The following is a 13,292-nucleotide window of genomic DNA, read 5'->3' as shown; positions in this document are numbered from 1 at the left end:
TGACGGCGAACACATGAGGAGTCGTGTGATCGTCTCGTAACATTGCCCCATGTCGCCGACCGAACGCCCGGAAGCATCAGACTCCGGGGCGCCCAGCGCTGCCGAGCCGGTGCCGCCGTCAGGCGTCCCCTCGGCCCACGAGGGCGAGACGCTCCGATCGGTCGCTCTGCCGGGACTCACGCTGAACATCCGCTCACGCCCGCCGCGGCGGCAGGGCCTGTCGCCTGCGCTGTACGTGCACGGCTTGGGCGGGTCGTCGATGAACTGGTCGGCGCTGATGCTGGAGCTCGCGGGCGACGTCGACGGCGAAGCGCTGGACCTGCCCGGTTTCGGCATGTCCCCGCCGCCCGACGACGGCAACTACTCGGTCTCCGCGCACGCCCGGGCAGTGATCCGCTACCTCGACTCGTCGGGCCGCGCCCCCGTGCATCTGCTCGGCAACTCGCTCGGCGGTGCGGTGACCACGAGGGTCGCGGCGATAAGACCGGACCTCGTGCGCACCCTCTCGCTGGTCTCGCCCGCGCTGCCTGAGCTTCCGCCGCAGCGCACCGCTCTGCCCACGGCGCTGCTCGCTGTGCCCGGCGTCGCGCGTCTCTTCGGACGGCTGACCAGCGGCTGGTCCGCGGAGCGGCGGACGCGGGAGGTGCTGGCGCTGTGCTACGGCGACCCGGCCCGCGTCACGCCCGCGGGATTCGCCGCGGCGGTCGAGGAGTACGAGCGGAGAGTGCGGCTGCCCTACTTCTGGGACTCGCTCGCCCGGTCCGCCCGCGGCGTCGTCGACGCCTACACCCTGGGCGGGCAGCACTCGCTGTGGCGTCAGGCGGAGCGCGTGCTCGCTCCGACGCTCCTCGTGTACGGCGGTCGCGACCAGCTCGTGAGCTTCCGGATGGCGCGCCGGGCGTGCGCCGCGTTCCGCGACAGCAGGCTGCTTGCTTTGCCCGAGTCGGGACATGTGGCGATGATGGAGCACCCGGAGATCGTCGCGTGCGCATTCCGTGAACTGCTTGTGGATACTGGTCGGTTGACGGGCCAGGCCGAGGTGGGCAAGGCTGCGCCCTCGACACCTGTACACCCGGAAGGTGACTAGTGGGACGCCATAGCCGCAAGGGGCGCGCAAAAGCCGGCGACCCGCCCGACCGGGCGGTGCAGCGAGACGGCGCCGCACCCGCGTACGGCATGGCCCGGGAAGAGCCGACCGGCCCGAGACCGTCCCCGCCGTACGACCGCGACCCGCGGAACGGGGCCCCCGGCGCCGGTCAGCCGTGGCGCGGCAACGGCGCCGGCGAGGCCTACGGACCTCCGGTGCGCGGCGGCCACCCCGAGCAGCGCGAACCGGGCGGCGGCTGGGGTGCCGACTCCCTCGGCCATGGTCCGGGGGCGGAACGCTCCGCCGGGCGGGTGCTGCAGGGGGCTCCTGGCGCGGCGGCCAGGGCGGGGCAGGGCCCAGGCCCACGGCAGGAGTATCTGGACGCCTTCGACGAGGACTTCTTCGGGAGCGGTGCGGCACGGTCCGTACGCGCTCCCGCGCCGCGTCATCCCCGCGCTCCCGGGCCCTGGGACGGCCACGGCCACGGCGTGGGACCCGGCGACGAGCGGCGGAACGGATTCGACCCGCTCCGGCGCCCGGGCGGCCCGCAGGGCCCCGGCACCGGCCCCGGGCGCTTCGCTCCTCCCGGCAGGGGGCCGGGCGGTCCCGGACCGCGCCCGGCGTGGGACGACGAGGAGGGGCGGAACGCCTCCACCGGGAGCATGCCGCGCGTGCCGGCTCCGGCACAGGAGCCGCCGCGACCGCCGAAGAAGAGCGGCAAGGGCCGTGTGTTCACGGGGGTCCTCGCCCTCGCTGTGACGACAGTGCTGGCCGTGGTCATCAGCGGCCAGGTCGCCGGCGGCGGCGCGAACCGGGCCGGCGCCGGGCAGTCGGACGACCGCGGCCAGTCGGAGGGCGGAACGACCTCCCGTTCGCAGGAAGGCCGGGATGCGCCGGGAGCGCCGCGGAAGGCCGCGCCGTCGTATGCCGAGCAGATGTCGGAAGTCCTGCCTCTCAAGGCCGACTTCAAGGGCGAGGGCACCTTCACCGCCGTCAAGGGCGGCGAGCGGGGAGCCAAGGGCGGCGAAGTCCTGCGCTACCGGGTGGACGTCGAGAAGGGGCTCCCCCTGGAGGCCGGGCTCTTCGCGAGGGCCGTGCACGAGACGCTCAACGACAGGCGGAGCTGGGCCCACGACGGCGAGCGGAGCTTCGAGCGGGTCGACGGCAAGGACCCGGACTTCGTGATCACCCTGGCGAGCGCGCCGACCACGGACGTGTGGTGCGCGAAGTCCGGGCTCGACACCAGCCAGGAGCGGGTCTCCTGCGACTCCGCCTCCACCGACCGCATCATGATCAACGGGTACCGGTGGGCGCAGGGCGCGAAGACCTTCGGGGACCACCGCATGTACTCGTACCGGCAGATGCTCATCAACCACGAGGTGGGCCACAGGATCGGGCTCAACCACGTGGGCTGCGACAAGGACGGGGCGCTGGCCCCGGTCATGATGCAGCAGACGAAGACCGTCACGAGCGGCGACGCGACCTGCAAACCCAACGCGTGGCCGTTCCCGAAGGCCTGACACGAGGTCCGGGATCCGCGATCCGCCATCCGCGATCCGCGATCCGCGATCCGCGATCCGTGGTCCGGGGCCCGGGGCCGGGGTGCGCGCAGACGGTGGTGGCCGGTGGTCATGCCTTCGGCGGGGCGTCGGAAAGGTGCCGGCAAGGTTGACGCGGTCGGCGCCGCCGTCTCCGTAGCCGTCAGCTGAGACCGGGTGGCTCTCGCGGCTCGCGTGTCCGGTTTCGTCTGCTGCCGGGCGGTGTTCGCCGCTGTGGCTCCGGCCGGAACGCGTCCGATGTGCATCACTAGCGCACGGGAACGTCTGACTCGTCATTAAGTCACGTGCATTCACCCCTTTTGGTGGCGCGATGGACAACCGTCCATGGTGTGCGATTGGCGCGAATAGCGTCTTCCCCCGTCACGCCACTCGTCCTTTCGGGCGGTGGCTCAGCTCGAATCATCGGTCGGGGGTGGTGCGTCCGTGCGCATCGCATTGCTTACGGAGGGCGGTTACCCCTTCGCGCGCGGCGAGGCGGTCGTGTGGTGCGACCGGCTGCTGCACGGCCTCGACGGCCACGAGTTCGAGATCTACGCGCTGAGCCGCAGCGCACGGCAGGAAGCTGCCGGATGGTGCGAACTCCCCGCCAACGTCGTACGGGTGCACACCGCGCCGCTGTGGGACGGAGGAGCGGACGGTGGTACTGCGCGCGCGGCCGACCGTCCGGTGCAACGGCGGTCCGGCCGGGCGGGTGCGGGCGCAGGTGCAGTGCGCAGCGGGGCGTTCGGCCGCCGCGAGCGGCGCCGCTTCGGGGAGAGCTTCGGGGAGCTGGCCTCTGCCGTGTGCGGTGCCGGCCCGTCCGCCCTCCCGGATGCGCGGGGCGAACGCCCGGGCAGCGAACTGGCCCGCGACGACGACCAGTTGGCGGACCGTTTCGCCGCGGGGCTCTACGGGCTGGCCGAACTCGCCCGCGACTGCGGCGGCGTGGCGGGTGCCCTCCGCTCCGAACTCGCGGTCCGCGTACTGCAGTCCGCATGCCGAGGCCCCGGCACTCTCCGCGCCGCGCAGCGGGCGGGCGTCAGCGACCTGCTGGCCGTGGCCGAACGGCTGGAGCGCGCGCTGCGCCCCCTCTCCGTCGACTGGTACGGCTGCTCGGGTGGCGACCACCCCGGGGGCGGCTGCGCCCGCGGCCATGGAAGGGACGCCGACCGTGAGACGGGGAGCGCCTGTCCCGGGCTGGCGGAGGCGGACCTGTGCCACGTCGTGGGAGGCGGCGCCGCCGCGCTGCCGGGGCTGCTGGCGAAGCGATTCTTCGGCACGCCGCTGCTGATCACCGAGTACGGGGTGCGGTTGCGGGAGCACTATCTCGCCAGCGCGGCAGACGCCGTCGCGCCGACTGCCGCGGGCGCCCCCGTACGGGCGCTGCTGGCGTCGTTCCAGCGGCAACTCGCACGAGAGGCCTACGCGCAGGCGCAGCTCGTCACCCCCGGGAACACGCACGCCCGCCGCTGGCAGGAGCGTTGCGGGGCTTCGCGCGAGAAGCTGCGCACCGTCTATCCGGGCATGGACGCCACGCCGTTCGCCGAGATCGGTGAGCGCGCGGACAGCGCGAAGCGAGAGGACGTACGCCGCGACAGCCGGACGGAGGCGGACAGTTCGACGCTGGTGTGGGTCGGCCGCATCGCACCCGAGAAGGACCTGATCGGGCTTCTGCACGCCTTCGCCGAGGTCCGCAGGGCGATCCCGGGGGCGCGGCTGCGCATCGTGGCGACGTCGGCCACCAGGGGGCCGGAGAGCGCCGAGTACGCGGAGCGCTGCCGGGTCCTCGCCGCGCAGCTCTTCCCCGACGAGGCAGACGGCGCGGGCTCTGTGGGTGAAAGTCCCGTCCAGTTCGACGAGTTGGGCAGCCCTGCCGCACCGACGCGCGCTCAGGCGTACGGCGCGGGCGCTGTCGTGGTGCTGTCCAGCACGGTCGAGGGCTTCCCCGTCTCGCTCGTCGAGGCGATGTTCTGCGGTCGGGCAACTGTGTCGACCGACGTCGGTGCGGTGTGCGAGGTCATCGGCGGCACAGGGCTCGTCGTACCGTCACGCAATCCCCGTGCCCTTGCGGACAGTTGCACGGCGCTGCTGCGCGATCCGGAGCGCGGGGAGCGGCTGGGTGCCGCGGCGCGGGCGCGGGCACTGGAACTCTTCACCGTCGAGCAGAACGTCGAGGCCTTCCGGGGCATCTACCTGGAGCTGATGTCGCGCTGGCCCGTCCGCAAAGACGGTGTCGCCGCGACGCCCCGCCGGGCTGAGCCGCAGCCCTTCGGGCGTCCGGCCGAATCGCGTTTGCCGGGCCGCTGGGCGGACGTCACCGACACCAGAGCCGCTGTGGCCACCTCCCGCTCCGTCCCCGCCGGGGACCGCCCGGGCGCCCGCCGCTCGGCTGCTCCGGCGGCTCCTACGGCGCGGAGCGTGCGTCCCGGCGCTCCTTCGGCAGGCGCGGCCAGGACCCGCAAGCGGTCCCCGGCGCCGAGCTGGGCGCGGCCGGATCTGCCCGACGGCGCGGCGATCGGACCGCGGATGCGGCAGCAGAGCGTGCGGACTGAGACCCGGAAGGAAGACCGGAGATGAGCGTTGGCAGACCCCCCGTCCCGGACACGGCCGCACCGGACCAGCCGGCTGCCCGTGCGTACGAGCCGTGCGAACCGGTGAGCGGGCAGGCGTGGGACGTGCGTTCCTCGGCGCTGCTGGCCTCGCCCGATGTCTCCACGGACGACGGGCCGGACAGTGAGACGCGGCTCTCGGCGGCTGCGGACGAACCGTCCCGCAGCGCGCGGACAGCGGACAGCAGGCCACTCGGGGCACGCCCCGGGAGCCGGGTCCCGAGACCGAGGGAAGCCGGCGGGGCCGTACGGGCCGTCACCGGACCGGCGGACCCGGTCAGGGAGTTGATGCACAGGCACCGCGGGCTGTGCGAGCGAGCCGTCGATCCGCTGGAGATCGCTGCCGGACTCGAGGCGGCCGGCGTCACCGACCGTACGGCGGCGCGCTTCCGCCACCGCGACGTCTTCTCCCTCGCCGAGGAGCTGTTCGCGCGGGTGCCGCACGTCGAAGGGGAGCCTGGCGCGCTGTCCGCGCGCTCCGGGACCGGCACTCGCGGCGCCCAGTCCGAGGGGAGTGGCAGCCGGGCGTACCGCTGTCCACGCGGCCGTACGGCCAGGCGGCTTCTGAACGCCGGTCTCCTCCTGCTGCCCGCGTTGCTGACGGCGGTCTGCGGGGCGCTGTTCGCGCCGGCCCGCGTGCAGCATGCGGACGGCTTCGCTGTCGCAGCGGGCGTCGCTGCGGCCGTACTCGCGGTCGGAGCTTCCGTGCGACTGGCCCTGCGGCGTCTCGTCGGGGCGAAGGCCGGTGTGCCGACGCTGCTGTCCGCGGGCTGGCTGACCGGCGTCGTCGTGTGGGGCGACCGTCTGCCCGGAGGGCAGAGCGGCGCTTCCGTCACAGGGGGCTGGAGCGCCTCCACCGTGCCGTTCGCACTCGCCTGCGCTCTCGTACCGGCCGTACTGTGCGCCCGCCGGTTCGCGGCGGGGGCGCGGAAGCGGCTGGAGGCGAGCCGCACCCTGGACGACTTCGCCGCGGGGATGTGGCCGCTGCTGACGGCGACTGTGGCGCTGTTCGCCGCGCTGACGCTGGGCCTGCAGATCCTCTGCGCAGAGGCGTCCGGGACCGTTGCCGGCCTGACCGGGGCGGGCCCCGGAGACGGCGCGGCCGGGGGCGGCTCCGCCACCGCTGAGGTGCTGGCGTCCACGACGGCGCTGGGCATGCTGCTGTTCACCGCGATGCTTCTGACAGCGCACGGCTTCCGGCGCGTTGCTTCGACCGGGCTGGGCGTCGCGTGCGGCGCGGAGGCAGCCGCCCTCGTCGCGAGCGCCGTACCGGGAGCGGGGCGCCTTCTCGGCCCGCTGCGCCCCGAGTTCGTCCCCGCCGCCGTGTGCGCCTGCGTCGCGCTCGGACTGCTGGCCTGGGCGTACCGGCTGCTCAGCGGCGCTTTCGCGCACCACGGGGCGGTGCGGGAACTCCGAAGCGCCGGCAGCCTCCCGAGGCAATGCGCGGACTGTGCGCCGGCCGACGGGCCAGGCGTCCGCGCGGAGAGCGCCTGTCCCGGAGACAGCCACTGCCCGCACCGCGACCGCTGCTGTCACGTCGCGCACAGCTGGCCCGTCGCGCACAGCACGACAGCCGGCCACACCACGACTGCCGGCCTCGGTTCCCGCGACGAGCACAGCGACTGCGGTGAGACCTGCGCGCACAGCGAGACCCCCTGGGGTGCGACGCCCTGAAACGCGCCGGTCACCGCCGCCGCCCCGACCCACCGGTACGCCCGCCCAGGCGTACCGCACTTCGCAACACGACTAAGGAGCAGGGCCGTATGTCCACGGCACAACCGTCACACCGCACCGACGAACACCGGGAGGCCGCACGATGAGAGTCCTCCTGCTCGGTGCGAGCGGATACCTCGGGCGCTTCGTCGCCGACCGGCTGCTGGCCGACCCCGCCGTGCAGCTCACCGCCCTGGGCCGCGACGACGACGCCGACGTGCGTTTCGACCTGGCCACGGGAAGTCCGGGCGCACTGACCCGTTTCCTCGACGCGGTGCACCCAGGGGTCGTCGTCAACTGTGCGGGCGCCACGCGTGGAGGCGCACGGGAGCTGACGCGTCAGAACACTGTCTCGACGGCCACTGTCTGCGAGTCGTTGAGGCGCAGCACCTGTGACGCGCGTCTGGTACACATCGGCTGCGCCGCGGAGTACGGGCCGTCGCAGACGGGTTCGTCCACCGGCGAGGCGGCCGCGCCGCGTCCCGGCGGGCCGTACGGCGTGAGCAAGCTGGCCGCCACGGAGCTGGTCCTCGCCTCGGGGCTGGACGCCGTCGTCCTGCGTGTCTTCTCGCCCGCGGGGCCGAGCACGCCCGCCGGCTCCCCGCTGGGGCGGCTGGCCGACGGGATGCGGCGGGCGATGCAGCAGGGGGAGACCGAGCTGAGGCTGGCCGGGCTGTCCGTGCAGCGCGACTTCGTGGACGTGCGGGACGTCGCGCGGGCAGTGCACGCCGCCTCGCTCTCCGCGGCGCAGGGAGTCATCAACATCGGCACGGGCAGAGCGGTCCGGCTGCGCGACGCGGCGTCCGTGCTCGCGAGAGTCGCCGGGTTCGGCGGGGCGCTCTACGAGCTGGAGGCCTCCGGCGGGCCGGGGACAGGGGGATCCGGGGGGCTCAACTCCGGCAGCGCGGCGGTCACTTCCGCGACGGGCGGCGCTCCGGGGCAGGCGGCCGCGGCCAGCGCCTCGCCGGCGGGCACTGCCACGGCTCACGTGCCGTCACCCGCCGGTCCGTCGTCCGCTGCACCGGTTCCGTACCACTATCCGGACGGCTGCGGGAGCTGGCAGCAGGCAGACGTACGGACAGCGCGCGACCGGCTGGGATGGCGGCCGCGGATCGGTCTCGAGGAGTCACTGGCGGACATCTGGATGGAGGCGGCATGCCGCATCTGATGAGCCCGGGAACCCTGCCCCTGCCGGCCGAGACAGCCGGGCGGACGGGCCTGGGGGTGCCCGGCTGGGCGCATCCGATGGTCGCACCCCAGGAGTGGGCGGCGCTGGCCGATCCGGGCCTGCCGTTGCACTGGGCGGTGCTGGACGTGGCCGGTGGCCCCGGCGCCCGCCCTGACCCGTACTGCCTGGCGTCGGCGGACAGGCTGCACGGTGCGGACGTGGCCGTACTGGGCCGTCTCGACATGCGGGACGGTGCACGGTCGTTCGGCGAACTGGTCTCGGACGCGCACCGCTACCTCGACTGGTACCGCGTCGACGGCTTCTACCTCGCGCACTGTCCCGGGGGCCCCGCGCAGCTCGCAGACGTGGAGCGGACGGCGGCGACGCTGCGTGCGCTGTGCGTACAGCAGCGGCGCCGCCGCGGGCGGCACGCGCTCGCCGAGGGGCGACCGCCCGGACCGACGGCGTATGCCGGAGCTCCCGCTCCGCCCCGCCCGTCGCCCGCGCTCGTCTTCGGCCACGGGAGCCATCCCCACCCGGGATACGCGGAGCTGGCCGACCAGCTGGTGACCTTCTGCGGGGGCTGGCCCGACTACCGGTGGTCCCAGGCTCCCGAGTGGACGGCGTCCCTCCCCGCGGAGCGCTTCTGCCACCTGGTGCACAGCGTTCCCCGTACGCACATCGACGAGGCGCTCCGCATCGCGCGGTGGCAGGGTGCGGGCACGGTGTACTTCACGGACAGGTGCGCGAGGGGCGGGCGGAACCCGTGGGAAGCACTGCCCGGCTACTGGGACGAGATCGTCTCGCGCCTCGGACCGGGTGTCTCGGAATGAGATAGGGCGTGGCAGTGTTACGGAAGAACAACCGTACGTTTCCACCGACCAACGGAGTCCCCGTGTCGCTGCCACCCCTGGTCGAGCCGGCTGCCGAGCTCACCGTTGACGAGGTCCGCAGGTACTCGCGCCACCTGATCATCCCGGATGTCGGGATGGACGGGCAGAAGCGGCTGAAGAACGCCAAGGTGCTCTGTGTGGGCGCCGGCGGCCTCGGGTCGCCCGCGCTGATGTACCTCGCCGCCGCGGGCGTGGGCACCCTGGGGATCGTGGAGTTCGACGAGGTCGACGAGTCGAACCTGCAGCGGCAGATCATCCACAGCCAGTCGGACATCGGTCGTTCCAAGGCGGAGTCCGCCAAGGACACCGTGCAGGGCATCAACCCGCACACCACCGTCAATCTGCACACCGAGCGGCTCGATTCCTCCAACGTGAAGGAGATCTTCGCCGGCTACGACCTGATCCTGGACGGCACCGACAACTTCGCCACCCGGTATCTGGTCAACGACGCCTGCGTGCTGCTGGGCAAGCCGTACGTGTGGGGCTCGATCTACCGCTTCGACGGACAGGCGTCGGTCTTCTGGAGCGAGCACGGTCCCTGCTACCGCTGCCTCTACCCCGAGCCCCCGCCCCCGGGCATGGTGCCGAGCTGCGCCGAGGGCGGCGTGCTGGGCGTCCTGTGCGCCTCGATCGGCTCGATCCAGGTCAACGAGGCCATCAAGGTGCTCGCGGGCATCGGCGACCCGCTGGTGGGGCGCCTGATGATCTACGACGCCCTGGAGATGAGCTACCGCCAGGTCAAGGTCCGCAAGGACCCCGACTGCGCCGTCTGCGGTGAGAACGCGACCGTGACGGAGCTGATCGACTACGAGGCCTTCTGCGGTGTCGTCTCCGACGAGGCCCAGGAGGCTGCGGCCGGGTCGACCATCACTCCCAAGCAGCTCAAGGAGTGGATGGACGACGGCGAGCGCATCGAGGTCATCGACGTGCGCGAGCCGAACGAGTACGAGATCGTCTCGATCCCGGGCGCGAAGCTCGTCCCGAAGGACCAGTTCCTCATGGGCAGCGCCCTTCAGGACCTGCCGCAGGACAAGAAGATCGTCTTGCACTGCAAGACGGGTGTCCGCTCTGCGGAAGTGCTGGCCACGCTGAAGGACGCCGGCTTCTCCGACGCCGTGCACGTCGGCGGCGGTGTCATCGGCTGGGTCAACCAGATCGAGCCGGACAAGCCGGTCTACTGATCACACTGGGCAAGGGGGCTGCGACGATGTTCGCGGCCCCCTTCGCCGTGCCGTGGCAGCGTCACGAGGTGCCGCCGCCCCGCCTGGCGAGACGGGCCGTCGCTCAGATCGAGCCCCTGCGCGTCAGGTGCGTGAACGACAGCCAGCCCGGGCCCACCGGCAGCCACAGCGTCATCAGACGGAACAGCAGAACGGCCGGAGTCGCGATCTCCTTCGGCACCCCGAAGGTGATGAGGCCGGCGATGAGCGCCGCTTCCACCGCTCCGAGACCGCCCGGAGTGGGTGCCGCCGACCCGAGCGCGTTGCCCGCCAGGAAGACGACCGCGATGCTCGCGTAGCTCGCGTCGTGCCCGAACGCACGTACGCAGGCGTCGAGGCACATGACGAACAGAAGCGTCATCAGCAGCATCCCGCCGATGCCCGTCACGAGTTTCCGCGGGCGCTGCACCACGTCCAGCATCCGGGGCACGACGCCCGCGAACAGCGAACGCAGCCGCGTCGAGACGAACCTGCGCAGCGCCGGGATCGCGGTGACGATCAGCACGAGCACGGCGGCCGTCAGCAGCCCCGCGATGACGGTCCTGGACGGCGACAGGGTGGGTGTGTGCTCGGTGCCGGTGAGATAGCCGAAGAAGAGCAGCAGCGTGATGTGGCTGCCCAGGCCGAACAGCTGGGAGGCGCCGACGCTCGCCACGGCGTGGCCCGGACGGACCCCGGAACGCTGAAGGAACCGTGCGTTCAGTGCGACACCGCCGACGGCGGCGGGCGCGACCAGTTTCACGAAGGAGCCCGCGACCTGAGCGACGACTGTCCGCAGGAAGGGGACCTTCTCCGGCACGAAGCCCAGCAGAGCCATCGCCGCCGCGAAGTACGTCAGGGACGAGAAGAGCGCCGCGCCGCCGACCCAGGCCCAGTTCGCCTGCCCGACGACCTCGCCGAAGTTGACCTGCGTGAGCTGCGACAGGAGGAAGTAGGCGGCCAGCGCACCGGCGATGAACGTGACGAGCGTGCGCGGCCTGACACGTTCCAGCCTGGCCGGCTCTATCGGGGCCTGCGGTCTGATCAGCAGTACCTGCTGCCGGATCTGCGCGAGCAGATCCTCCTCGCGCGCCTCCTCCAGCGCCTCGTCGACGGCTCTCTTCTGCGCGTTCTTCTCCGCGCGCAGTGACTTGCGGTCCTGCTTGTGGTCCGCGGCCGCGTCGACCAGCATGCCCGGCCTCTCGTCGGCGCGGTCCTCCCTGGCCTCCCTGTTGGCGCGGGACGCCTCGATCACCGCCTCACGCTCGCGCTGTGCGCGTTCCTTGGCGAGACGGCGCAGCGTGTGCCGTGTGCTGCGGCTGAGTGCGATCGGCTGCAGCATCGGCAGGCTGTCGGCGACGGCGTCGGGCCCGAGCACGTCCACTGCCGCGGCGACCGACCGTTCCGCACCGATGCGCAGCCCGAACGTCGTCAGCAACTGTGCGATGTCCATGCGCAGGACGACGTCACCCGCGGCGATCTCACCGCCCCTGAGGTCGGTCAGGTAGACGGTTCCGGAGGCGTCGACCAGCAGCGCGTCGCCGACGAGCCTGCGGTGCGAGATGCGGCGCGACTGCAGTGCTTCGACCTGCCGCCAGGCGGTACGCATCAGCTCGTCGGTGATCTCCTCGTCGGGCAGCGAGTCCAGCGTGCGCGCGTCGATGTGCTCGTAGACGAGCATCACCGCGTCCGGTCCCAGTTCCGAGGTGGCGATCAGGCGGGGGGCGTTGGCTCCGGCGGCGATGGCGGCGTACGCGAGCAGCGCCTCCTGTTCGAGGGCCTGGCGCAGGGACTGGAGACTCCGGTTCTGGATGAAGTCGCGCAGCGTGAGCCGCCGCCAGACCCGGTAGAAGAAGCCGTGGGCCTGCTGCTCCCGGTCCACGACCGTCACGTCGATCGGCGGGCCGCTCTCCAGCGTGACGCGGTAGCGGCGCCCGTGGTCGCCCGCCTCGGTGCCGTCGGCGCTCGGGGGGTCCTCGACGCGCAGCGCGCTGACCGGGCTGAAGCCGACGCGGCGGAGCCCGGCGAGCAGCGTCTGGCCGGTGGGACGGACGTTGGGCGTGCCGACGGCGTACAGAGTGCCGTACGCCACCGACCAGCCGATGAGCACCGTGACGATGATCGAGAACAGGGTCGAATAGCCGGGGAAGAGCACGGCGAAGGCGTTCAGCAGGAGGACGGCCCACAGCAGGACGCGCCAGCGCGGCCGTCGCGCCATTCCGACGGCCGTCATGTAGGCGATCACGGGGGCGAGATAACTGTGGACGGGGGTGGTGAGGTCGGAGTCGGTGATCTGCTTGGTCAGGACGTCGCGCACGGAGTCTGGCGCGGCCTGGGCGACCCACAGGTCCACGGCGAGGGAGGCGCCGTGCGCCAGGACGGCGGCCAGGACGCCGTCCGCGATCCGCAGCCCGTCCCGCTTGATGAGCCGCTCGATGGCGAAGGCGACCGGGACGAGAAGGATGACGATGCTGGAGGTCAGACCGGTCAGGCTGATCAGCAGCGGCGGGGCCTGCTGCGTGCCCTTGTCGATGTCCTGTTCGAGGCCCGCGGTCGTGCCGTGCGCGAAGTTGGCGATGACCAGCACGATCGCGATGCCGAGCAGCCCGAGTCCCAGGCGCAGCAGATCGGACGGGCGGTGCACGCGGGCGGGGAGCAGCGGCTCGTCGCTCTCGACCCGTTCGGTCGTCTTCTCGTCCTCGGGCGGGGAAACGGCGGCGGGATCGCCGGCACGGACGAGACGGCCCCGGCGGGACGCGGCCCCCGGCCGTTCGCGGGCAGCATCGCCGGCGGTGCCGGCGCCCCTCCCGTGAGGAGCGCGGTCACCCTGCCGCTGACCGGCCGCCGTTCCGTCTTGATCCCGTATCACTCGTCACCGCCCGCATGATGGTGGCATGGCGGAGCCGCCCGGGGCCCGCCCAGGGGCCCTTCCCACGCGACTCCCACGCGACGCGTGCCGGATGCGGCGGACGGCGAACGGCGCTGGGGACCGCAGGGCCGTTGTCGGTGGGGTGCGGCACCATGGCCCGTATGCATGGGAGCGAACCACCCGGCCCCTCTTCTTCTTCCTCTCCGCCCGGCCGGC

The 13,292-nt window shown here is 72.7% G+C and carries 8 protein-coding genes; 7 read left to right on the top strand and 1 reads right to left on the bottom strand.

Going from position 1 to position 13,292, the window contains the following annotated elements:
- The first annotated feature begins 49 nt into the window (after nucleotides 1–49).
- From H181DRAFT_RS03905 to moeZ, 7 genes are all read left to right on the top strand, one after another.
- Nucleotides 50–1,087: an alpha/beta fold hydrolase gene (locus H181DRAFT_RS03905; RefSeq protein WP_074467699.1), complete on the top strand. Its 1,038-nt coding sequence runs from the start codon at nucleotides 50–52 to the stop codon at nucleotides 1,085–1,087.
- On the top strand, nucleotides 1,087–2,607 hold the full coding sequence (locus H181DRAFT_RS03900) for a DUF3152 domain-containing protein (RefSeq protein WP_254666683.1): 1,521 nt from the start codon (nucleotides 1,087–1,089) through the stop codon (nucleotides 2,605–2,607). Before H181DRAFT_RS03905 ends, H181DRAFT_RS03900 begins: the two co-directional genes overlap by 1 nt.
- Nucleotides 2,608–3,069: 462 nt before the next feature.
- Complete coding sequence (locus tag H181DRAFT_RS03895; RefSeq protein WP_074467698.1) at nucleotides 3,070–5,202, top strand: DUF3492 domain-containing protein; 2,133 nt, start codon at nucleotides 3,070–3,072, stop codon at nucleotides 5,200–5,202.
- Nucleotides 5,199–6,908, top strand: a complete 1,710-nt coding sequence (locus H181DRAFT_RS28670; protein ID WP_052708437.1) for a hypothetical protein — start codon at nucleotides 5,199–5,201, stop codon at nucleotides 6,906–6,908. The genes H181DRAFT_RS03895 and H181DRAFT_RS28670 overlap by 4 nt, the downstream gene beginning before the upstream one ends.
- Nucleotides 6,909–7,050: 142 nt before the next feature.
- Nucleotides 7,051–8,115 (top strand): SDR family oxidoreductase, encoded by a 1,065-nt coding sequence (locus H181DRAFT_RS03885; RefSeq protein ID WP_045862766.1) that lies wholly within the window; start codon nucleotides 7,051–7,053, stop codon nucleotides 8,113–8,115.
- The gene (locus H181DRAFT_RS03880; RefSeq protein WP_045862765.1) at nucleotides 8,103–8,948 is read left to right on the top strand and encodes a spherulation-specific family 4 protein; all 846 of its coding nucleotides are present in this window, start codon (nucleotides 8,103–8,105) and stop codon (nucleotides 8,946–8,948) included. The genes H181DRAFT_RS03885 and H181DRAFT_RS03880 overlap by 13 nt, the downstream gene beginning before the upstream one ends.
- A gap of 62 nt (nucleotides 8,949–9,010) precedes the next feature.
- Nucleotides 9,011–10,189, top strand: a complete 1,179-nt coding sequence (moeZ, locus tag H181DRAFT_RS03875) for an adenylyltransferase/sulfurtransferase MoeZ (protein WP_045862764.1) — start codon at nucleotides 9,011–9,013, stop codon at nucleotides 10,187–10,189.
- 103 nt (nucleotides 10,190–10,292) lie between these two features.
- On the opposite strand, the gene H181DRAFT_RS03870 is transcribed toward moeZ, so the two are convergent.
- Nucleotides 10,293–13,076 carry a flippase-like domain-containing protein gene (locus H181DRAFT_RS03870; RefSeq protein WP_045862763.1) on the bottom strand — a complete coding sequence of 928 codons (2,784 nt, stop codon included), beginning with the start codon at nucleotides 13,074–13,076 and terminating at the stop codon, nucleotides 10,293–10,295.
- Nucleotides 13,077–13,292 lie beyond the last annotated feature (216 nt).

Origin of the sequence: Streptomyces sp. WMMB 714 (genome assembly GCF_900090125.1) — a bacterium.
Taxonomy (GTDB): domain Bacteria; phylum Actinomycetota; class Actinomycetes; order Streptomycetales; family Streptomycetaceae; genus Streptomyces; species Streptomyces daqingensis.
This window is presented reverse-complemented; position numbering and strand designations above follow the sequence as displayed.

What these genes read in the sequence shown, in the direction of transcription:
- H181DRAFT_RS03905 (WP_074467699.1), top strand. Translation starts at nt 50, where the DNA reads ATGTCGCCGACCGAACGCCCGGAAGCATCAGACTCCGGGGCGCCCAGC.
- H181DRAFT_RS28670 (WP_052708437.1), top strand. Translation starts at nt 5,199, where the DNA reads ATGAGCGTTGGCAGACCCCCCGTCCCGGACACGGCCGCACCGGACCAG.
- H181DRAFT_RS03885 (WP_045862766.1), top strand. Translation starts at nt 7,051, where the DNA reads ATGAGAGTCCTCCTGCTCGGTGCGAGCGGATACCTCGGGCGCTTCGTC.
- H181DRAFT_RS03880 (WP_045862765.1), top strand. Translation starts at nt 8,103, where the DNA reads ATGCCGCATCTGATGAGCCCGGGAACCCTGCCCCTGCCGGCCGAGACA.